The following is a 20,077-nucleotide window of genomic DNA, read 5'->3' on the forward strand; positions in this document are numbered from 1 at the left end:
GTTCCAGGCCTATAGCGAACTCACAGCGGCCATCGAGAACTACATATCGTTCTACAACCACGATCGTCTCCAGAAACGACTGAACGGCTGGAGCCCTGTCGAATACAGGTCTCAAGCCGCTTAGGCTGGTTTTCATTATTTACCCTGTCTACTTGACGGGGAGCAGTTCAGTATCCTCATGTACCGTACCTAATCGATTTCACGGGGAGAAATGAACAGATCATCCACGCGTTGATTGAGAAAATTCGACTCGATAAAGTGAAGCGAAAACGTAAATGAATATAAAAAGACATTCTCTTAGAAATGGAGGATGTCTTTTTATGCAATCATCATTGTTTTATTTTTGGTTGAAATCATTCCCCGACCATTCCGTCGTTGTCGTTATCACGCATATAGGGATAGAGCCAATGGTCGCTCGTGATGGGCATCGTAAAACCGGCGTCTTTCGCCTCCTGGATTGTCACCTGACCGTTCCCGTTCGTATCTACGCTCGAGACATCATTTGTGGCTTCGGGTGCAGCTACGGATTCCGGTTCACTTTCTGTGAGGCCGAGCGCTGCGTTCACTTCATCCGGGTTGACGTTGTCGAACGAGTCGGTGACGACATTTCCTCTGACTGTGTAGGTGTACTCATAGTGTGACGGGATATGTGTCGTCGTGTCGGGATAGGTGATGATCGCCTCGAAGTCGGTCGCGCTGCCGGCTTTACGGATCACATCCTCCATATAAGCCTGGTCCCCGTAGCGGTTGAGCGTGCTATCTTGTGGTGTGATGTTGTAGGCGTTCGAGACGCCCCCTAGCGAGTCGGCGATGACGTGTCCCTCGTCGAGATTACCGTGTTCGACACCTGGAACTTTCGCCTCATCATGATAGTAGCGACCATCCGAGGTCACATCCTCCGAATCATCATCTTGCAGGATGATTTCTTTAGCCACCACCCTCACAAGCTGTCCATGTTCATTCGTGAATGCCCAATACTCGCGATTTCCATATCCAATATCGACGACGACATTCGCCTCACGGTATCCAGACAAATCTCCACCATCAACGTTGATCAGTTTATAGCCGGAAAATTGATTGTTATCCAAATTTGTGACCGTTTCCTCGGCTTCTGCAGGCTTTTCTGCAGTCGTCTCCGCATTTGAGTCGTCTGTGCTCGTTTCAGTCGTATCGACGACCTCTTCTGTTTGAGTAGCGGGCTCCTCTGCTTTCTCAATTGTAGAAGGGGTGTCTTTACTGGTACAACCGGCCATCAACAGGATGGCCAAAGGGAAGGCTAAGTAGGTAAATTTCATTTTGTTCTCCTTATAGCATGTATATATGTAGATGAGTCAATACGATCTATGTTCAATTATATCCTCCGCATGTTTACGATGCGCCAATCCTTCACGTTTTGTTCGTTCATATGCTGGGTGACGCGTTCGATCATTCTAAACCGTTCGCGTTGACAAAAATTGTAGGCTTCTTCCGGTAATGGCAGTTCGACCTCAATCGCGACTTTCACTTTTATTCTTCGTTTGTTGAATCGACTGAGCAAATGATGTTCCAGCTTCGTGATGAACGTGTCGTCGTCAACACCCTCTTCTGACTTCAGTACGCCGGTTATCTCAGGACTGATTCCATCAAGGTGGTGTTTGATTTCAAACGGTGTCGCATCCAAGTACTCGCAAAGGTGATCAAAGCGTAGTATCTCTGTACCGTGATATTGCTGGATCCATTCTTGAAGTCGCATAAGGAGAACCCCTTTTTAGTTCAAGTGTACCTCGTAGGGTTTTAACAAACAGTGACGAAGTCGTGTACAGCGTGTTTAGGGTGCCGCACATGAGACCTGTTCGATTTCATATTCTGTCCTTCCTTAAAAACGAACTTTGTTCTGAGCCTCCATCTCTGCTAGCTTTGCCTTTTTCACATCAGGATCAGTGGTGAACCGATAGCTGCTCCCCTCATGGATCCAGGTCTCATCAAGGATGATGCCATTCATAATATGATGATACGGCATGGCGGTGCATAACGTGTATGCTTTCAGATAGTGTGCAGCTTCCTGAATGGAGACACACTCCTTTACTTCTACCCCGTCTTTAAAAATCAGGACGGGTTTATTCGTCTTGTTTATTGCGATTGGTTTTCGCAAATCCATTTCTCTCACTCCTCCCATCATCATACCTTACCTATTTATGTATATGGTCAACCGCAAGAAGTAAAAGCTATTTAACAAATACCGGATTATAATAAAGGTATGTTGGATAATTTTACAATAATTTTAAAGTGGAGTGATAGAAGATGAATAAATTGATCAAGATTGGGAGTGCCGTTCTATTTAGTGGAGCGCTATTGGTGTCGCCCTATGGGGAAGCATCGGCCGCTGCGAGTATCAAAGTCCATTACATCGATGTCGGGCAGGGAGACGCCATCTACATCAAGATGCCGAGCGGTGAGGACGTCATCATCGACGGGGGGAACAAAGGAAAGGGCGAGGCCATCGTCGCCTACCTCAAAATGCAAAAAGTCGACGATATCGAGGTATTGATCTCGACGCATCCGGATGCGGATCATATCGGCGGATTGGACGAAATTTTAGATGCCTACCGTGTCGAGAACGTTTACGCGCCGAAAGTGAAGCACACGACCCAGGCCTACAAAGATTTCCTTCAAGCCGTCAAACGGGAAAAGAAGACCATCAAAACGGCACAGGCCGGCGTGAATCTACCGATCAAAGGTGTGAATGCGAAGTTTGTCGGACCGGTCAAAGCCTACTCGAACAGTGACTTGAACAACTGGAGTGCTGTCCTTCATGTGATGTATAAGAAGAACACGTTCTTGTTCACAGGGGACGCGGAACACGTATCCGAGCAGGACATGATAGCGAAGAAACAGACACTCCGTGCGGATGTCTTAAAGGTGGGCCATCACGGTGCCAAGACGTCGACAAGCAGCACGTTCTTGAATACGGTAAAACCGAAGCATGCCATCATCAGTGTCGGGAAGAACAGCTACGGGCACCCGACGTCCGAAGTGGTGACGAACTTGAAACGTCAGAAGGTGAACACACTTCGCACAGATAAGAACGGTACAATCATCATCACGGGGAACGGCTCGAGTTACGCCGTGAAGAAATCAAAATGAAGCGACGGAGAGGAATCATCGACCGCTTTGAAGGGGACTTGGCTGTCGTCGAATTCGGGGAAGTGATGGAAGACATTCCAAAGACACGACTCCCTGAATCGGTTCAATCTGGGGATGTGCTTTGGTTTTACGAAGATGGACGAGTCGAAGTTGACTTAGAGGGAAAACAACGGTTATCGAAAGAAATCGATGAATTGATGGATGAGCTTTGGGAAGACTAGACATGTTATTGGTAGAAAAAAGTGGAGGGATTTCTACATGGAAAAAAGCCTTAGTTTAGACATTTTGTCGAGAACAGATACATTGCAGGATTCTTTTGAAAGAGCCACACGTAGCATAGAGATGTTCAACCAATCAAATGCATGGCAGGAATCCCTTGAAAGAGCCGCACGTAGTATGGAGATGCTCAGCCGATCAAAATGCATGGCAGGAATCCCTTAAAAGAGCCGCACGTAGCATGGAGATGTTCAATCGATCAAATGCATGGCAAGAATCCCTTGAAAGAACCGTACGTAATATGGAAATGTTCAAACTTTCAAGTGAAGTTTTAGAAGAAAATATATTACTTTTAGATAAAAAATTGTTGTCTTCCGTTGCTTTTGAAGACACTTCACCTGAGATGATTATGAATGAAGAAACAAAAGAAGAGCTTAAAGAGGAAATTGAACATTTGATTAAAACAGAAAGCGTCTTATCAACTGAAGTGTTTGTTTGTAGGTTGATTATAATGTTGCAATGTTTACAGATGGTCGGAGTCGATTTTTTTGATTCAGATGCTGTTAACGGTTTAACTGCTGTGCTTATGTTTTATTTAGACAGATCACGTAAATAATTTTGTTGAAACAACTAAAAACTGTTAGGTATTACAAATTCCTCACAAGGCAAACTTCTTTTGAGAAAATTAATGCCTTGTGAGTATTTAATGTAGATATTCTTCATCCGCCACTATTTATATTAATCGTTCAATATTCAACAGAGCAGTTCTTGGTATAGATTTTCTTTCTTCCTCAAGCAACACGTCATGCCAATGATTTTCAAGCGATTTCAAAAGTGGTTTTTCAACCTTATTGTTTTTCTCTAAATCATGTAATGGATGCACGGTTCGTTCAGGGTCGAAGTGACCACTGACCAATGGTTGATTCGGTAATGCGATTGTATAAGCAACAAGTTGATCCTCAGCAAAGTCATGGTTGTTTGCGACACCGAATGACTGGAACCCGAATCCTTTATCGTGAATGTACATGAGCGGCTCATCGATGCAATCCACCTTCAGGTTCGTCTCGATGGCCGCTTTTGCGTTCAGATAGGACTCGACTTCTTCTGGGAACACACTCTGTACGGCATGAACCCGTTCATAAAGACTGAGGTCAGCGTCTTTCCATCTCATCCAGTTCTTCACGGACGCCCTTCGCCGTCGGCGTCGTTTTTTGAACGAGGCGAGACGTCACCATCATGTCCGTGTGATTGACCGTGCTCTCGCCTGTCGTCCGGAGACGCTGTCCCCCGAAGACCGGGAGGTCGCCGATTCTTGCCTTCGGGAAGATCCGTTCACCCGGGACCTCTATCAAGGACTTCAACATATCCGATATGTGCTGAAGGCCACGTGCCATGGACAGGCGAAACGTCGACTGACCGATTGGTTGGATCGTTATCAGTCCCATCCTTGCGGTCCTCTGGCGAAGATCGCGAAATCGATCCAGAACCGAGAGGAAGCGATGCGTCGAACGATCGTGTCCAGTCTATCGAACGGAAAGATGGAAGGAACGAACAACAAAATCAAGCTTATCAAACGCCGTGGTTATGGCTACCGAAACCTCGAACGTTTCTTTTTGAGATTACGCTTCGAGCTTGGTCGTTAAAATAGCAACCACGTGTTATGGTGATGAGCCCATAAAATAGAAGCCATTTCTTGTATACATTCGATGTCGAAATTTCGATTCCCGTTCCTGATATAAAAGATAGTGTATACAAAAAAAGATAAAGATTAGAACATCTGATAGGGGAATGACGGCAGGTTCAATGCCGATATATATATATATTTACCGGTGGTTTCCGTCTATAGAGCTGTCTGTTCAGAGATTGATGGCGGTCGCGTAAAAAGTACGAGAGGGTAGGTTCAGACCCAAAAGAGCAATGTCGACATGTGATGACCAAAGTTCTATCCATTCTTGCGTGACTAGTTTGGACTTCCAACCAACATGCAGACGCTCTATGATTTGAGTAAGGGGGATAAATAAGATGCATCTTACGTACCGCCAATTATCGATGGCCGAGGTTTTATATTATTTACCTGGGGTGACGGTCACCAACCTGGCCAATCAATTCTTAGTCACTCGAAAAACGATTTACACCGATATAGAGACGATTCGTCACTGGTTGAAAGATACACAGTTAGGAAGCCTTTTAAAAGACGAGTTGGGGCGTTATAGCATTCGAGTGTCAACTCCGAGTTTTGATGAGCGGCTCGGGGAAGAGATGCAGGCGTTCCGATCTTATGAAATCGGCGAGCGGCAAGCGGTACTCTTATATCTGCTTTTTACTCGGCTCAATGGGCACCTCGAAAATTTCATGGAAGAGCTTCAAGTCAGTCGAAATACCGTTCTGAACGATTTGGCGACATTACGTGACATTTTGAGCCATTATCAAGTCAATCTGATTCACGACACAAGGGCCTATCGTTTCGAGGGTGAGGAAATAATTGTTCGTCGCACCTTGATCAACCTTCTTAGCCCATACACTCAAAAACTGCATCGCATCGGATTACTTAAAGAGACGAGCCCAGTCACCTCACAGGCGTCCCATATGTACCAGCTGGCAAAACAGATCCAATCGATAAGAATAGCCCAAGGCCATTCATTGACCGCGCCGTTCAATGAGGCTGAGTATGACAACGTGCTACAGAAAGGGTTGTCCATCCGGCTGGAACAAGATACATCCTTGGACATCGCGACGACCTTCGTCAAACAACTCTCTTCGTTGATTCATATAGAGATCGACCCTCGCGCCATCCCGCTTATCCATGCCCATTTGACGGCGGCCTTGTATCGACATGCGGTAGGGATTGTATACCCGAACCCGTTATATAAGGACGTGCTACAACAGTTTCCACATATGTTCCGACTCATCAAAGTCAGCCTACGTACGTTAATCACGACCCGGATGAGTAAAGACTTCGAGGAGCAGGAAGCCTCTTTCTTGACACTTCTTGTCAATAGCCACTTAATAGAGGCCCCACATCGTAAGCTGACGATCGCTTGTTATGAAGGGACGACGATATCGTACTCCATTCGAGAGCAACTCATAAAAGCCGGCGTCACGGCTGAAATGATCGAGTGTCGCTCCTTTGAGAACATTGAACACGCTGATGTGCTCATCACCACGACGGCTCCACCAAGGGACGTGGCAAAAAAGGACTGGATCCGGGTGGCACCGATTTTGACGGAAGCCGACCTCATCAAGTTGAAACCTTATATCAGCAAGCAGACGTTTAACCGTCAAATGATATTGCGAGTCGTCAAACGAAACGTGTCTGAGGCCAGGTACCGAGCCATCTTGAATGAAATCAAAGTAGAGGAGCAACTACACCACCATCAGAATAAAGGGGATTATCCGATCATGCTACGAGATTTACTGACAGAAGAAACCATACATGTCACGGCAGACACGTTACCGTGGGAAGAAGCCGTCCGTCTAGCGGCGCGACCACTTCTTGAGACAAAACGCATTGAACCGGGATATGTCGATGCTGTCATTGAAAACATTCACGCTAATGGGGCCTACATGGTTCTACGCGATGACTTCGCACTCCCACACGCGCGGCCGAGCGAACAAGTGAACGAGTTGAGCATGAGCCTACTGGTGCTCAGAGAATCGATCCCATTCTCAAATGAAGAAGTCCCGGTAAACGTCATTGTGTTCTTGGCGGCCGTGGATACTGACTCTCATCTCCATGCACTGTCTGAACTCATTGAATTACTTTCTGACAATCCCACATTCGACGCCATCTCACAGGCTAAGACGCCTGACGAGATTTTGTCAATATTTCAAGAGGAGGAGCAACTATGAAACACGTATTAGCGGTTTGCGGGTTTGGGGTCGGATCATCCATGGTCTTAAAAATGCAGGTGGAGAAGGCATTTACCGAGCTCGGAATCGAAGCCCAAGTGGATAATACCGACATCTCTTCCGCGACCAGCATGAACCCGGATTTAATCTACACTTCTGCCGAGTTCGCCGACCAACTTGAAGGGCAAGTGCGCTGTCCCATCATTTCAATCAAACAGTTCATGAATTACAAAGAGGTGCTTGAGGCCACTAGACAAATCGACCTGTAAAGGAGTGCGTTGCTATGCAATTACTAGAACTCGTCATCACCGAAGTATTTCGACAGCCCCCGATTCTTTTAGGACTCATTGCCATGGTAGGGCTTTTATTGCAACGAAAGGCGTTCAGTGAGGTCGTGAAAGGTTCGGCGTTGACGGCCATCGGTGTCTTGATTTTGACGCTAGGGACAGATATTATCGTACGCTCCATCGCCCCGATTCAAAATGCGATGACCTCGCTCGCGGCGGCGGATGGGGCCAGTGCCGTATCTGAACCCATCGATATCTTGACCGATTACGGAGGGGCCATCGGTATCGCGATGATGTTGGCGTTTTTGACAAACGTTTTGGTCGCGCGTTTCACACGGATCAAACATATCTTCTTAACGGGACATATGCTTTTTTGGTTCCCATACGTGTTTGTCGCCGTTGCCGTCGAGAATCAGTTTTCTACGACGGGTGTCATCGTGTTCGCGACAGTTGCCTCGGCCTTTTACTTCATCGTCATGCCGGCCCTTCTCACACCTTTCGTGACGGCAGTGACGGGAGACCGTTCGTTCACCTTAGGTCACCCGACAGGATTTCTGTCCCTAACGGCCGCTATCATCGCGAAATATGTCGGGAACAAGGACAAGTCGACGGAAGACCTCAAAATCCCGAAGTCGTTAGGTTTTTTCCGGGAGATCGCTATCACTGGTGGTGTGGTCGTGCTTCTCGTCTATATCGTCGTGGGCCTGTGGGTCGGTAAGAGCGCAATGGATCCGGAGACCACGCTCTCCTTAGGGACCTACGCACTCACCAAAGGTCTCGAGTTTGGGGCTGGTCTTACGATCATGCTGGCCGGGGTACGGATGATGATTCAACAGATTCTACCGGCCTTCAAAGGGATCTCGGATCGATTGGTGCCAAACGCCATCCCGGCGCTCGATGCGCCTATTATTTTCAACTATCGCCCGAATGCCATGATGATTGGTTTTATCGTGGCGATGTTCACTTCAACGGCTTTGATCGTGTTGATTAACAGCCAATTCAACTTAGGGTTTTTGTTGTTGCCTTTGGTCATCACGTCTTTCTTTGAATGTGGAACGGCCGCGGTCTTGGCGGAAGGACAGGGCGGATTGAGAGGGGCCGTCATCGGTACCACGGTAGCTGCCGCGGTGATGGTGTTATTATTAGCGATCAGTATTCCGGTCTTCTCGAACACGATAGGCGATTGGATGCTCATCTTTGGAGGGAACGATTTCTCCTTATTCGGTTGGCTTGCGGACTTAATCGCTCGGATAATAGGAGGATGATCCATGAAGGATAGTTATTTACGTCAGGTCGAGACGCAACTGAAACAAGTGGAGGCCGATGCCGAGATTTTTGAAGAGGCCGCCGCCTTGATTGTGGAGGCTATCTCGTCAGGGAACACGCTGTTCACTTTCGGCGCATCGCATGCGGGGATTTTGTCTGAAGAATTGTTCTACCGGGCCGGGGGCTTGGCCCTCTTTAATCCTATATTTGATCGTAACCTGATGCTTGACACACGTCCTGTGACCAAAACGTCTGATCTGGAGTCACTTGAAGGTTACGGCCGGGTGTTGGCCAAACATGTCCCGTTCCAAGCAGGTGACATTTTGCTCGCCCATTCCGTCTCGGGGCGGAACCCGGTGATGATCGATCTCGTCACGGCTGCCAAAGAGCGCGGGGTCAAAATTATCGCCATCACCAACAAGACCTATTCGATGGAGACCACGTCCCGGCACTCGAGTGGGATGCGTCTCTACGAACTGGCCGATGTGACGTTCGACAATCACGGGCGTACAGGGGACGCCACCGTGTACATCGAACCACTGGACCAATACATCGCGCCCACCTCCACCGTGATCGGGGCTACGATTGTCAACATGCTGTTGGTAGAAGTCGTCGAAGGATTGCTTGAGCATGATATTGAACCACCTATCTTTTACAGTGCCAACTTAGACGGGACGGCCGAAAAAAATAAGGAGATGCTATCAAAGAATCAAACAAGAATCCATTACATGTAACCGACGGGGTGCCGTTGTTCCTTTTGAGAACAATGGCACCCCGTTACCTATTAACGGGATTCCATTCAGACGGCAATCTCGATGCCTTGTGAGGTCAGCCAGGCAATCAATAGCCCATAGCCGAAGATGCTGATTGCCGAATAAATTAAGAGAGTCAACCGTTTCATGCCGATGGAGTGTCCGATGACGCCGACCACCCAAGAGCCGAGGAGCGGGGTGACGAGGATGATGATCCAGCTCCCTTTCTCGCGCATCAAATAACTGAGGCGATGGTTCTCTAAGCGATCTAACCATCCGCTGAGGCGTTTGAACCGATGTAGCCAATCATAGAAATAGGCAAGCAGGGGGATCGGCAAAAAATTACCCACTCCAGCCCATAGCACTGCGGAGATTCCATCGAGACCTAGAAGCATCGTGCTCGGAATGGCCAAATAGATCTCGAACATCGGAAAGAAGCCCATGAACCAAGCGGTCGCCGCCAAGCTGACATACTCAACGAGTCCCATCGTTGTCCTCCTTCACTCTCGTCACGACGTCAATCAACTGGTCGAGGGAAGTGACGAGCCTATTCAGTTCGCGTTTGTCGATTTGGGAGTAGTAAGTTTTTGACAGATGCGTCGTCAACTCGGCAAGCGCTACCTGATACTCTAGCCCCTGTTTCCCGAGCGAGACGAGGGTCACACGTTTGTCCGAGTCCGCCCGGCGTCGCTGGATGAACCCATCCGCCTCCAGACGATTCAGCACTTGGGTGACCGCACTGCGGGATATCCGGAACGCAGTGCCGATCTCGCTAGGGGTGGTATTCGACTGTGACATGACATAATTTAGGATCGCTTCCGATTGAGCGGTCAAGTCGAACCGGACGAAATGTCGATAATCTTCAAGCAAGAGAAGTTGGAGCTGGTCGAATTTTTTATTCAATTGTAGAGCCACTTGAGCAGTATCCATGATGACCTCCATCAATATGATTTAGTTAAGTTAATTAAATCATATGTGAAGAAAAAGCTCCAGTCAAGGAGCAAACATTGAAGTCCCTTCTTGTTATGTCACGAAGAATGATTTCTTAATCCGTGGTGGCGAATAGGAGTTCGGTCAACTCGCCGAGAACAGGGTGTATCGGACTTAGTGTGGCTTCCTGCAAGAAACCTTCGAGCGTGCTCTTCACCACGAAGGCGTGTTCTTTCAGATCAAGGGTCTGGATATGTCGGACCGCGTTTATCCAGCTCTCCTTGCTATCAAGTCGAGTGAGGAACTCGATCATTTCTTGATACAGATCCTCTACCGACCTGGCCGTAGGTGGCTCCTCGAAATAGCGGAGCGGAAGAGCGCCTGAAGATTGACGGGCGTACAGACCCGTCCAAGCATCATCGAGCAAGCGCCGCAATTCTTTGGTCAAACACTGGGCGCGTACATGATTCCCTTCAATCAAGAGCAACATGTAGGCAAGCAGCTGGGCATTGATCAGAAACGCCAAATTGTAAGCCTGCACTTTGGAAGCATTCGAGTAAAGATGACGGATGGTTGACTGGAGGGATGAGATGAAGTGTCGATCGAATGAGGTGAACAACTCCTCGACCTCCTCACCCCACCAAAAGTGACGTTCCCGATACAAAATCATATAAAAATCGCGATAGTTCAAGACGATATCGAACTGGACATCCAATTGCATTACTCCTCGCCCATCCTTGTCGTTGTCACGCATACAGGAATAGAGCCAGTGGTCATGTCAAACGAATCGGTGACGACGTACCTTCTGACAGTGCAGGTGTACTCATGTCGTGACCAGATACGTGATGTCCATCTCGAATTCGGTTGCGTCGCCGACCTATCGGATGACATCATCCGTACAGAATATGTGTAGGTATATGTAGACGAATCTGCATACACCTAAATCAATTATATCCTCCGTATGTTTAGGATGCGCCAATCCTTCACGTTTTGTTCGTCCATATGTTGAGTGACGCGTTCGATCATTCTAAACCGTTCGCGTTGACAAAAATTGTAGGCTTCTTCCGGTAATGGCAGTTCGACCTCAATCGTGACTTTCACTTTTTTTCTTCGTTTGTCGAATCGATTAAGCAAATGATGTTCCAGCTTCGTGATGAACACGTCGTCGCCAACACCCTCTTCTGACTTCAGTACGCCGGTTATCTCAGGACTGATTCCATCAAGGTGGTGTTTGATTTCAAACGGTGTCGCATCCAAGTACTCGCAAAGGTGATCAAAGCGTAGTATCTCTGTACCGTGATATTGCTGGATCCATTCTTGAAGTCGCATGAGGAGAACCCCTTTTTAGTTCAAGTGTACCTCGTATGTACCTCGTAGGGTTTTAACAAACAGTGACGAATCAGTGTACAGCGTGTATAAGATAAAGCACATGAGACCTGTTCGATTTCATATTCTGTCCTTCCTTAAAAACGGACTTTGTTCCGGACTTTCATCTCTTCTAACTTTGCTTTTTTCACATCGGGATCAGTGGTGAACCGATAGCTGCTCCCCTCATGGATCCAGGTCTCATCAAGGATGATGCCATTCATAATATGACGATACGGCATGGCGGTGCATAACGTGTATGCTTTCAGATAATGTGCAGCTTCCTGAATGGAGACACACTCCTTTAATTCTATCCCGTCTTTAAAAATCAGGACCGGTTTATTCGTCTTGTTTATTGCGATTGGTTTTCGTAAATCCATTTCTCTCACTCCTCCTATCAATTACACCTTACCTATTTATGTATGTGGTCAACCACAGGAATAAGAAGCTATTTAACAAATAGCGGATTATAATAAAGGTGTGTCGGATAATTTTACAATAATTTTAAAGTGGAGTGATAGAAGATGAATAAATGGATCAAGATTGGGAGTGCCGTTCTATTTAGTGGAGCGTTATTGGTGTCGCCATACGGGGAAGCATCAGCCGCTGCAAGCATCAAAGTCCATTACATCGATGTCGGGCAGGGAGACGCCATCTATATCAAGATGCCGAGCGGTGAGGACGTCATCATCGACGGGGGGAACAAAGGAAAGGGCGATGCCATTGTCGCCTATCTCAAGAAACAAAAAGTGGATGACATCGAAGTATTGATCTCGACGCATCCGGACGCAGATCATATCGGTGGATTAGATGAAATTTTGGATGCCTACCGTGTCGAGAACGTCTACGCGCCAAAAGTGAAGCACACGACCCAAGCCTACAAAGACTTCCTTCAAGCCGTTAAACGGGAAGGGAAGACCATCAAAACGGCACAGGCCGGCGTGAAACTACCAATCAAAGGTGTCAGCGCGAAGTTTGTGGGTCCGGTCAAATCCTACTCGAACAGTGACTTGAACAACTGGAGTGCTGTCCTTCATGTGACGTACAAGAAGAACACGTTCTTGTTCACAGGGGACGCGGAACACGTGTCCGAGAAGGACATGATGGCGAAGAAACAGACACTCCGAGCGGATGTCTTGAAGGTGGGGCATCACGGTGCGAAGACCTCGACAAGCAGCACGTTCCTGAACACGGTCAAACCGAAGCATGCCATCATCAGTGTCGGGAAGAACAGCTACGGGCACCCGACGTCCGAAGTAGTGACGAATTTGAAGCGTCAAAAAGTGAATACGCTTCGTACAGACAAGAACGGCACGATCATCATCGCGGGGAACGGTTCGAGCTATACCGTGAAAAAATCAAAATGAAGCGACGCAGAGGGATCATCGACCGCTTTGAAGGAGACTTGGCTGTCGTTGAATTTGGAGAAGTGATGGAAGACATTCCAAAGGCACGACTTCCAGACACGGTTCAACCTGGTGACGTGCTTTGGTTTTATGAAGATGGGAAAGTTGAAGTGGACGCCAAGGAACGCAAACGATTATCGAGTGATATCGATGAGTTGATGGATGAGCTTTGGGAAGATTAAAAACGAGTATCAATTATTCATGATTATATTTTTAAAACTTACAAATCAGTATTTAATAAAGACAAATCGGCAAATAATTTTTATCTAAATATAAAGCTCGATTGACATTGAATAAAAACTGATATAAAGTCAACAGCATAATATTCACTAGGAGGATTGTTAAGAATGATGCACGCCGGGAGATTACGCCACCACACTTTGAACAATGGCTAATTGAATATGTTCAAAGGCTCTGTTTTCATAAAACAGAGTAAATGGGAGTAGTCTGCACATTTTTATCAATCTTTGACGAAGAAACCACACACTTACAAACATAGCAGATTTACAACTCTTTTTGTCGTGTCCTTTTATTTTTGATAATGGACGCTTCTTGGTTGTAGCTCATTTACTCTTGATCACAGACACCATTTTGTCTGTGATTTTTTTATGACTTCATTTAGTTAAGTCTAATTAGAAAAGATTGAAATGAAAAAGTATTAAAAATGCATAAATTTCACTTGCTTATCGCACAACATAAAAATTGGAGGAACAAATCATGAACGAATTTAAACGGCTTGCAAAAAATAAAGGATTAGATGTGTTAGAGAATAGCATTGTGGTAAATGAATCGGGTGTTGATTTTCAGGTTGCTTATGCAAAAGATACGCTTGGTAGCAAGTGGATACTAAGAATTCCTCGAAGATTAGATTCGATGAGGAGCGCCTTGAAAGAAAAGAGGGCACTAGAAATTATGGAAGAACATGTGAGTTTTCAAGTTCCAAATTGGTCAATTTTTGATGATGAACTAATTGCGTATAAGCAATTAGATGGTGTTCCGGTTGCAACAATTGATGTAGAGCAACAAGATTACATCTGGAGTTTTGACAAAGAGAATACACCACAATCTTACTATCAGTCATTAGGTAAAGTGTTGGCAGAACTACACACATTACCACATCGACACTTCAAAGAAATCGGTATCAAAACTCTATATGCTAGAGATTTAAACAGTTCAATGAAGATACGGATGGAGAAGGTGAGACAGAAGTATCATGTGAATTCAGAGCTATGGGAGCGTTGGCAAGAATGGTTGGCGAATGATTCGCTATGGCCATCGCATGTAGGTGTAAGCCACGGGGATTTACACCCTGGCCACATACTAATAAATAAGAATTTTGAGGTCTCTGGTTTGATAGATTGGACAGAAATTAGTATTGCGGACACATCTGTGGATTTTCTATCACATCTATTACTGTTTGGTAAGGATGGTTTGACAAAGTTACTCGATGCTTACGATAATGCAGGCGGAAGAACATGGTCAAGAATGGACGAGCATATAATTGAGTTGTTAACAACCAGCGCAATAACTGTAGCTGAATTTGCAGAGATATCTGACCTACAAGATATGCGTGAAACAGCTGCTCATATGCTTACACAAAATGTATGAGGTAAAAGCAATGGCAGCGCTCTGAAATTGAAAAGGGTATGAATTTTTAAATCATCATACCCACGAATGTCACCAGAGTCTTTCGATGTTAAACAATGAAATTCTTGAAAGGGACTTTTGTTCTTCATCTAACAACACGTCATGCCAGTGATTTTCAAGCGATTTCAGGACCGGTCTCTCCAAACGATTGGTTTTTTCAAGATGGTGTAAAGGATGTACGGCACTTTCCGGGTCGAAGTGACCACTGACCAATGGCTGATTCGGTAAGGCGATTGTATAAGCGACAACCTGGTCTTCACTGAAGTCATGATTATTGGTGATGCCGAACTGCTGAAACCCGAGACCCATACCGTGAATATACATGAGCGGCTCATCGACGCGATCCACTTTCAGGTTCGTCTCGAGGGCCGCTTTTGCGTTCAGATAGGGCTCCACTTCCTCGGGAAACACACTTTGTACGGCATGCACTCGTTCATAAAGACTGAGGTCAGCGTCTTTCCATCCCATGCGCCGCTCCAGCTGTTCAAGGTAATCAAGAGGGCTCTGCTCTTTCTCTTGTTGCAAGGTGTTCACCTTCTCTAAATGTGATTCGATATGGTCGATAAAAGCTGCGGACGTCTGATGGACTTCCTGCAACAGTTGTTCCTTGTCGAGGAGCTCCTTGTCTTTCGTCCAGCCGGCCAGATAAGAAAGCGAGAAATCGTCCGTCGGGAACCCGAGTTGATGTGAGACGACATAGGCGACCATCTCGGCTTGGAACTCCTTCTCGGGCGCCGTGAGCGGTTGATCGCGTTCAAAATTCCGCTCTTGGTTGTGTAGCTCCGCGTGAGCGAGCTCGTGGATCAGGACGCTGATGTCCTCGATCGACGTGTTTCGTGGGTTCAAGGCGATTGCATGTAGTTCCGGATAGTAACAACCCTTCGCCGTCCCGATTTCGTCGAGCGGTTCCTCCAATAGTGTCACATTCCGGGCATCTGCGAGCGTCGTCAAGGCGTCACGGATGTCTTGTTCGTTCTCGAGCCCGCCGTCCCGGTGATACCGTTTGAAGATGCCCGAGACCTCGATTCCTTTCTCGCGCGCGTCGGTCTGTGTGTACTCGAACACGTGACCAATCTTGAAATACATCATCTTGCGTGACGGGACTCGCCCTTGTTTCACGCCGTCCTTGATCGACTTCGGTGCCTTGCTGAGCGGTACCCATTCATCTTTGTGTAAGGCGTACGTCACCGGGTTCGGGACGAACACCTTGATGCCACGTTCACCTTTTTGAACCTGTGCGCCTTGCTTCTCCCAGAACGGATAAGAGCCGACTGCGACTGCGCCGGGGAACTGGGATTCGATCAAGACCGCGTTCCGCATCGAGTATTGATGGAACTTGCCGAGGAACTGTAGATGCTCACGAATCTTTTCCGGGCTCTCGAAGTAGCTGTCGATCTGTTTTCCCATTTGTTCGGTCAAGGCTTCGAGCTCGGCCTTCCGCTCTTCGTTCGTCTTCATCTTGGCCATTGTGTCAGACTCCTTCCTTCAACAAGGCGGTGACAGATTCATCACTATCCGCAAATTCGTTCAGTTCACGTTCGAGTTGTGGCGATAATTCCGGTATGTCGAGTAACAGCCGTGTCCGCTCGAAATTGATGGGAAGCAAGACGATCTCGTCTTGCGCGATGGTTGTTAAAAGCTGGTGCTCGGAAACGGACACCGGGATGTCGTACCGTTTTCCATAGATGAGGACCGTGACGGTATCAGATTGAAGCGTCAACAGTTGTCCCATCGTGAAGGGACGGTCAAGTGGTCGCATAAGATTCATCCTCTCTCAAAAGTTAAAGTGTCCTTCTTCTGTTTTTGATGCTCGATACGTTCCTGGACGACACGTTCCGCCGTCGCGAGGAACGTCGGCTTGAACTGGTCCGTCGTCATGATGTCCTCGATGCCCTCGGTCTGCATGAGTGCCTGCAGGAGCTCTGTCAGGATTTGCCCATGACGGTCAGAGCGGTTTGCGGCGAGGCGGATGCGTTCGAGCTCCGTCGACATCTGCTCGTGCACCAATTCCTCGATGTGACGGGAGACCTGCGTGCTGATCGAGCGGGTGAGGAACTGCATGTCCCACTTCTCGTCGGCCAGTTCTCTATGTTCTTCTGCGATGTGGTCGATGACCTGACCGAGGTGGCCGAAGCGTTTGTCGTCGGCGAACTCCTCTAAATACGTGACCGTCTCCGGCTTCAAACGGAGACGGATTTGTCTCAATTCTTCCATTGTCCTCCCTCACTTTCCATATTCGATGTCCCGCTCCAACTGTTCGAAAGCACGTTGATTCTTCAGGTGTTCGAACTCGTCGTTCATATGCCGCTCGATTCGGTAGAGTGATTCGTTGAATAGCTTTTGTTGGTTAAATGCGCGTCGGACCGGATGTTTTGGGGCTCCATTTTTCTCAAACGTCACCTGTTCTTTTGACAAGTCTCGCATCTCGGAGAGGATGGCATTCCCCATCCGGGTGTAGAGGTCCTGTCGCTTCGTCGTCCGGTAACGCTCAGCCTTCTCCGTGTCGCCGTAGCTGCGACGATGGAACGACACCTCCTGTTCGAGCCGCTCGTTGAAGGCTTGGAACTCTGATTTGAAGTGAATGTCGATATAACTATCGGTCAGACGGTTAAGCGATTCACGGAGCGGCTGCATCCCGTTCATGTTGTAGCGCCACTGTCGTTTGTCTTCCGGCAACCGCTCATAGATGTCCTTGAACTGACGGACGAGATCGGGGTGCAGGACACGGTTCGGGAGCGTTGGAATCTTCCGGTTCAGTTTATGGGCGACCAACTCGTTGCGGATGAAGGCGTTCAGTTTCTCCTGTTCTTTCGTCCGGTCGGCGAGGGAATGGATGACCTTCGACTTCATCAGCTCGATCGATTTTGGTTTGCGTTTGCCGCGCTCGCGCATGTGGCTCGTCTCGACGATGGCGACATGCACGTGGATGTTGTCGGTGTTGTAATGCACGGCACCGGTCCAATAGGCATGGACCATCTTCTCTTTTTGGAGCATCGCCTCGACCGCGTTCCGTGTCGCCTGGATCAATCGTTTCTCGTCGATGAGGTCGTCGTGGAGAACGCCAGTCTCGCGTAGCCAGGCGTTGTCGAACGAGATGACGTCCTGCCAGAGGATGCTCCCGTTCGCTTGCGCGTGCTTGAAAATGTCGCGGACGGTGCGACGTTTCTCGTCGTTCAATCGATTGTCCTCACGCGTGAACAGGCCGCTCGACTTCGTCTCGTCTTCCATGTAATCGTGGTACGTCTCGAACTGTTCTCGGCTATCTTTTGCGTCGGGACGATTGATGTAGTCGAGGTACGTCGTGTAACGACGCGACTTTTTTTTCGTGCCCGGTACCTTGAACTTCGACTTGATGATGACACCTGGCGTCTCACGCATCCTGCATCACCTCGTTCAACAACCGGGTCACTTCGGCGAGCTCGTCCGCACTTCGTTTCAGGTGGAGCGTGTTCGCCTCGAGCTGTCGCTCAAGCCGCTCGACTTGCGTCGATTGAATACCGTTCGCGCACCAGGAGGCGAGCAACTCTTTCAAATATTGTTGCCGGGAGCGGTTGTTTTCCTTTGCCCATTCATCGATCTGCTTCACGATGACGGGATCGATGTCGCGGAGTAACAGGTTCATCTTCCTGACCACCTTTCTAGGGGCTACATATTGCCAACGTCCTAAAAGTTCGTTCAAAGAGCATAAGGGGAAACTGCTATCACTTGTCGTGATAGCCCAGGCAGAGCCTGGGGTTTCCGTGATATCACCAAAAGTTCGAAAACGGCACGAAATGTGCCAATAAAACCAACGATTTGGCACGAAATGTGCCACTTAAATCGACAGTTCCCGGAGTCGGACACGCAGTTTGTCGTGCTTTTCTTCGAGCGCTGCGACCGACTGTTCGAGCTTTTCAAGTTCGAGTGTGAGCTCGTCACGCTTCCGGCCGAGGTCGAAAATCTCGTTCTCCTGTTCGACCTGTTCGTCGAGCGAGAGGTAGGGGAGTTCGCCTTCGAGCTCTTCTTTGTAACGGTCGAGTCGCTTAATTTGTTGTCGCTGCGCCTTGGCCGACTGCTGTGCTGTTTCCAACTGTCGTTCGGTCTCCGCGAGCGCGTCCTCGACGAATAGTCTCGTGAAAGTTGTCTCGTCAGATGAATCGTGGCTCGCATGTTCGATGGTCCGACGGTCGGCGTAGAGTGACGTCAAAAGACTGTTCTCCCGTTCCTCAGGGGTGAGTGTGTCGATCGATTGTGACTCATCCAATCCGTAAATCCGGACAGCGAGCTGGTCGAAGTCGCTCGGCACATCTTTCAATTCGAGCACGTATTGGTCGTTACGTTCGTACAGCAACGTGACTTCCTTCTCGGAATCCGGACGTGCCTTATAGACATAGCGGAAGAGATGATCGTTCGTGTTACCTGGTGCTTCATCGAGCGAGAGTCGGATGCGTATTGTCTTGGCCTCCGTATCGTAACTGGACGCGTGGAGCGTCACGGTCTCCCCGTTCGAGAGATGGATTGCCTCGTTGATCGGCGTCTCATTGACCGGTGATTCTTCGGCGAAGAAGAACGACGAGGTACCGAAGAAGAGAAAGCCGACGACAAAGAATACGCCGAGTCCGAGGTAGATTCGGGAGACGTTCTGAGTGAGGCGTCGTCGCGTTTGTCGTCGCATCTAGATTCCTCCTTCCGGTGTCAGGTCTTCCATCTCGGTGACGACCAAACGCCCGTCGATGGACTCGAACGTCAAGGCCAACAGTTCTTGCGTCGTCTCTTCATAACCCGTCTCGGTGATTACCAGGTCCTGTTTGAACCGGACGAGACAATCTTCTCCGGAGACAGAAGGGAACACCTCGATGTCGCGGACGGTTGTCTCAAACGTGCCGACGTCACTGCCGTCCGCGGCGAAGAGATTGGCCGCGAGTTCTTCCGATATGACTTCTTTCGCTTGTCGTTTTTGGGTCGTGTAACTGTCCTTCGTGATGGTGAAGGCATACTCGACGAAACGCGTCGCGCGTGTCGTCAAATCTTCCATTCGTGACGTCTGCTTTGAAGCGACGACTGGTTCAGTGTCCGACGACGTCTCTTCGGAGGTTTCCGATTCAGGGGAAGTGACACTCTCATTTTTCGTCTCACTCGCACCTGAAGTACTGGTGACAGCCGTCACTTGTTGATAGAAAAAGGCGTTCGCCGCGAGTGAAATGACAAGCAGTACCCCGAATAGATACGCGAGGTGACGTGCGGTGAAGTTCATTCG

General features: G+C 48.2%; 28 protein-coding genes. 12 read left to right on the top strand and 16 right to left on the bottom strand.

Going from position 1 to position 20,077, the window contains the following annotated elements; translation table 11 throughout:
• Window positions 1-124: IS3 family transposase (locus tag KNP76_RS13050; protein WP_214844806.1), on the top strand; the 124-nt coding region annotated here is incomplete at its 5' end.
• Between the two features lie 229 nt (window positions 125-353).
• Here KNP76_RS13050 and KNP76_RS13055 read toward each other — a convergent pair.
• From KNP76_RS13055 to KNP76_RS13065, 3 genes are all read right to left on the bottom strand, one after another.
• Window positions 354-1,295, bottom strand: coding sequence for a DNA/RNA non-specific endonuclease (locus KNP76_RS13055; RefSeq protein WP_214844780.1), 942 nt, complete (start codon window positions 1,293-1,295; stop codon window positions 354-356).
• Between the two features lie 56 nt (window positions 1,296-1,351).
• The gene (locus tag KNP76_RS13060; RefSeq protein WP_214844781.1) at window positions 1,352-1,732 is read right to left on the bottom strand and encodes a hypothetical protein; all 381 of its coding nucleotides are present in this window, start codon (window positions 1,730-1,732) and stop codon (window positions 1,352-1,354) included.
• A gap of 123 nt (window positions 1,733-1,855) precedes the next feature.
• Complete coding sequence (locus KNP76_RS13065) at window positions 1,856-2,137, bottom strand: hypothetical protein (protein ID WP_214844782.1); 282 nt, start codon at window positions 2,135-2,137, stop codon at window positions 1,856-1,858.
• 143 nt (window positions 2,138-2,280) lie between these two features.
• Here KNP76_RS13065 and KNP76_RS13070 point away from each other — a divergent pair, with 143 nt between their 5' ends.
• The 3 genes from KNP76_RS13070 to KNP76_RS13080 all read left to right on the top strand — a co-directional run bounded on the left by KNP76_RS13070 (window position 2,281) and on the right by KNP76_RS13080 (window position 3,955).
• Window positions 2,281-3,123, top strand: a complete 843-nt coding sequence (locus KNP76_RS13070; RefSeq protein WP_214844783.1) for a ComEC/Rec2 family competence protein — start codon at window positions 2,281-2,283, stop codon at window positions 3,121-3,123.
• Window positions 3,120-3,344, top strand: coding sequence for a DUF3006 domain-containing protein (locus KNP76_RS13075; RefSeq protein WP_214844784.1), 225 nt, complete (start codon window positions 3,120-3,122; stop codon window positions 3,342-3,344). Before KNP76_RS13070 ends, KNP76_RS13075 begins: the two co-directional genes overlap by 4 nt.
• A gap of 236 nt (window positions 3,345-3,580) precedes the next feature.
• Window positions 3,581-3,955 (top strand): hypothetical protein, encoded by a 375-nt coding sequence (locus KNP76_RS13080; protein ID WP_214844785.1) that lies wholly within the window; start codon window positions 3,581-3,583, stop codon window positions 3,953-3,955.
• Window positions 3,956-4,072: 117 nt separating this feature from the next.
• Here the strand turns inward: KNP76_RS13080 and KNP76_RS13085 are convergent, their stop codons facing one another.
• Complete coding sequence (locus tag KNP76_RS13085; RefSeq protein ID WP_251137490.1) at window positions 4,073-4,522, bottom strand: hypothetical protein; 450 nt, start codon at window positions 4,520-4,522, stop codon at window positions 4,073-4,075.
• 28 nt (window positions 4,523-4,550) lie between these two features.
• Here KNP76_RS13085 and KNP76_RS13090 point away from each other — a divergent pair, with 28 nt between their 5' ends.
• The 5 genes from KNP76_RS13090 (at window position 4,551) to KNP76_RS13110 (ending at window position 9,475) form a co-directional block, all read left to right on the top strand.
• Window positions 4,551-4,982, top strand: a complete 432-nt coding sequence (locus KNP76_RS13090) for a transposase (protein WP_251137491.1) — start codon at window positions 4,551-4,553, stop codon at window positions 4,980-4,982.
• Window positions 4,983-5,361: 379 nt separating this feature from the next.
• A complete protein-coding gene (locus KNP76_RS13095; RefSeq protein WP_214844787.1) occupies window positions 5,362-7,188 on the top strand; it encodes a BglG family transcription antiterminator in 1,827 nt (608 codons plus the stop codon).
• Window positions 7,185-7,457, top strand: a complete 273-nt coding sequence (locus KNP76_RS13100) for a PTS sugar transporter subunit IIB (RefSeq protein ID WP_114167426.1) — start codon at window positions 7,185-7,187, stop codon at window positions 7,455-7,457. The genes KNP76_RS13095 and KNP76_RS13100 overlap by 4 nt, the downstream gene beginning before the upstream one ends.
• 14 nt (window positions 7,458-7,471) lie before the next feature.
• Window positions 7,472-8,740 (top strand): PTS ascorbate transporter subunit IIC, encoded by a 1,269-nt coding sequence (locus KNP76_RS13105; RefSeq protein ID WP_114167425.1) that lies wholly within the window; start codon window positions 7,472-7,474, stop codon window positions 8,738-8,740.
• 3 nt (window positions 8,741-8,743) lie between these two features.
• A complete protein-coding gene (locus KNP76_RS13110) occupies window positions 8,744-9,475 on the top strand; it encodes a sugar isomerase domain-containing protein (RefSeq protein ID WP_114167424.1) in 732 nt (243 codons plus the stop codon).
• Window positions 9,476-9,540: 65 nt separating this feature from the next.
• On the opposite strand, the gene KNP76_RS13115 is transcribed toward KNP76_RS13110, so the two are convergent.
• The 5 genes from KNP76_RS13115 to KNP76_RS13135 form a co-directional block, all read right to left on the bottom strand.
• Complete coding sequence (locus KNP76_RS13115; RefSeq protein ID WP_114167423.1) at window positions 9,541-9,981, bottom strand: small multi-drug export protein; 441 nt, start codon at window positions 9,979-9,981, stop codon at window positions 9,541-9,543.
• Window positions 9,968-10,396, bottom strand: a complete 429-nt coding sequence (locus KNP76_RS13120; protein WP_214844788.1) for a MarR family winged helix-turn-helix transcriptional regulator — start codon at window positions 10,394-10,396, stop codon at window positions 9,968-9,970. The genes KNP76_RS13115 and KNP76_RS13120 overlap by 14 nt, the downstream gene beginning before the upstream one ends.
• A gap of 142 nt (window positions 10,397-10,538) precedes the next feature.
• Window positions 10,539-11,138: a hypothetical protein gene (locus tag KNP76_RS13125; RefSeq protein WP_114167421.1), complete on the bottom strand. Its 600-nt coding sequence runs from the start codon at window positions 11,136-11,138 to the stop codon at window positions 10,539-10,541.
• A gap of 233 nt (window positions 11,139-11,371) precedes the next feature.
• The gene (locus KNP76_RS13130; RefSeq protein WP_214844789.1) at window positions 11,372-11,752 is read right to left on the bottom strand and encodes a hypothetical protein; all 381 of its coding nucleotides are present in this window, start codon (window positions 11,750-11,752) and stop codon (window positions 11,372-11,374) included.
• Window positions 11,753-11,886: 134 nt separating this feature from the next.
• Window positions 11,887-12,168 carry a hypothetical protein gene (locus KNP76_RS13135; RefSeq protein ID WP_214844790.1) on the bottom strand — a complete coding sequence of 94 codons (282 nt, stop codon included), beginning with the start codon at window positions 12,166-12,168 and terminating at the stop codon, window positions 11,887-11,889.
• A 144-nt stretch (window positions 12,169-12,312) separates the two neighbouring features.
• Between KNP76_RS13135 and KNP76_RS13140 the strand changes: the two genes are divergently transcribed.
• The 3 genes from KNP76_RS13140 (at window position 12,313) to mphN (ending at window position 14,802) form a co-directional block, all read left to right on the top strand.
• A complete protein-coding gene (locus tag KNP76_RS13140; RefSeq protein WP_214844791.1) occupies window positions 12,313-13,155 on the top strand; it encodes a ComEC/Rec2 family competence protein in 843 nt (280 codons plus the stop codon).
• Window positions 13,152-13,376, top strand: a complete 225-nt coding sequence (locus KNP76_RS13145) for a DUF3006 domain-containing protein (protein ID WP_214756845.1) — start codon at window positions 13,152-13,154, stop codon at window positions 13,374-13,376. The genes KNP76_RS13140 and KNP76_RS13145 overlap by 4 nt, the downstream gene beginning before the upstream one ends.
• Window positions 13,377-13,911: 535 nt before the next feature.
• Window positions 13,912-14,802 carry a macrolide 2'-phosphotransferase gene (gene mphN / locus KNP76_RS13150; RefSeq protein WP_214758528.1) on the top strand — a complete coding sequence of 297 codons (891 nt, stop codon included), beginning with the start codon at window positions 13,912-13,914 and terminating at the stop codon, window positions 14,800-14,802.
• Between the two features lie 69 nt (window positions 14,803-14,871).
• Here mphN and KNP76_RS13155 read toward each other — a convergent pair whose 3' ends face one another.
• The 7 genes from KNP76_RS13155 to KNP76_RS13185 all read right to left on the bottom strand — a co-directional run bounded on the left by KNP76_RS13155 (window position 14,872) and on the right by KNP76_RS13185 (window position 20,074).
• Window positions 14,872-16,308 carry an ImmA/IrrE family metallo-endopeptidase gene (locus KNP76_RS13155; protein ID WP_114167483.1) on the bottom strand — a complete coding sequence of 479 codons (1,437 nt, stop codon included), beginning with the start codon at window positions 16,306-16,308 and terminating at the stop codon, window positions 14,872-14,874.
• Between the two features lie 4 nt (window positions 16,309-16,312).
• Window positions 16,313-16,600, bottom strand: a complete 288-nt coding sequence (locus KNP76_RS13160) for a hypothetical protein (protein WP_131472589.1) — start codon at window positions 16,598-16,600, stop codon at window positions 16,313-16,315.
• Window positions 16,601-16,605: 5 nt separating this feature from the next.
• Window positions 16,606-17,055: a hypothetical protein gene (locus KNP76_RS13165; RefSeq protein ID WP_214844792.1), complete on the bottom strand. Its 450-nt coding sequence runs from the start codon at window positions 17,053-17,055 to the stop codon at window positions 16,606-16,608.
• Window positions 17,056-17,064: 9 nt separating this feature from the next.
• Window positions 17,065-18,219 carry a MobP2 family relaxase gene (gene mobP2, locus KNP76_RS13170; RefSeq protein ID WP_214844793.1) on the bottom strand — a complete coding sequence of 385 codons (1,155 nt, stop codon included), beginning with the start codon at window positions 18,217-18,219 and terminating at the stop codon, window positions 17,065-17,067.
• On the bottom strand, window positions 18,212-18,463 hold the full coding sequence (locus KNP76_RS13175; protein WP_214844794.1) for a hypothetical protein: 252 nt from the start codon (window positions 18,461-18,463) through the stop codon (window positions 18,212-18,214). The genes mobP2 and KNP76_RS13175 overlap by 8 nt, the downstream gene beginning before the upstream one ends.
• A 192-nt stretch (window positions 18,464-18,655) precedes the next feature.
• Entirely contained in the window at window positions 18,656-19,495 is an 840-nt protein-coding gene (locus KNP76_RS13180) for a hypothetical protein (protein WP_214844795.1), read from the bottom strand.
• A complete protein-coding gene (locus tag KNP76_RS13185; protein ID WP_214844796.1) occupies window positions 19,496-20,074 on the bottom strand; it encodes a hypothetical protein in 579 nt (192 codons plus the stop codon).
• Between the last annotated feature and the right edge of the window lie 3 nt (window positions 20,075-20,077).

It is taken from the genome of Exiguobacterium sp. s150, assembly GCF_018618435.1.
GTDB lineage: Bacteria > Bacillota > Bacilli > Exiguobacteriales > Exiguobacteriaceae > Exiguobacterium > Exiguobacterium alkaliphilum.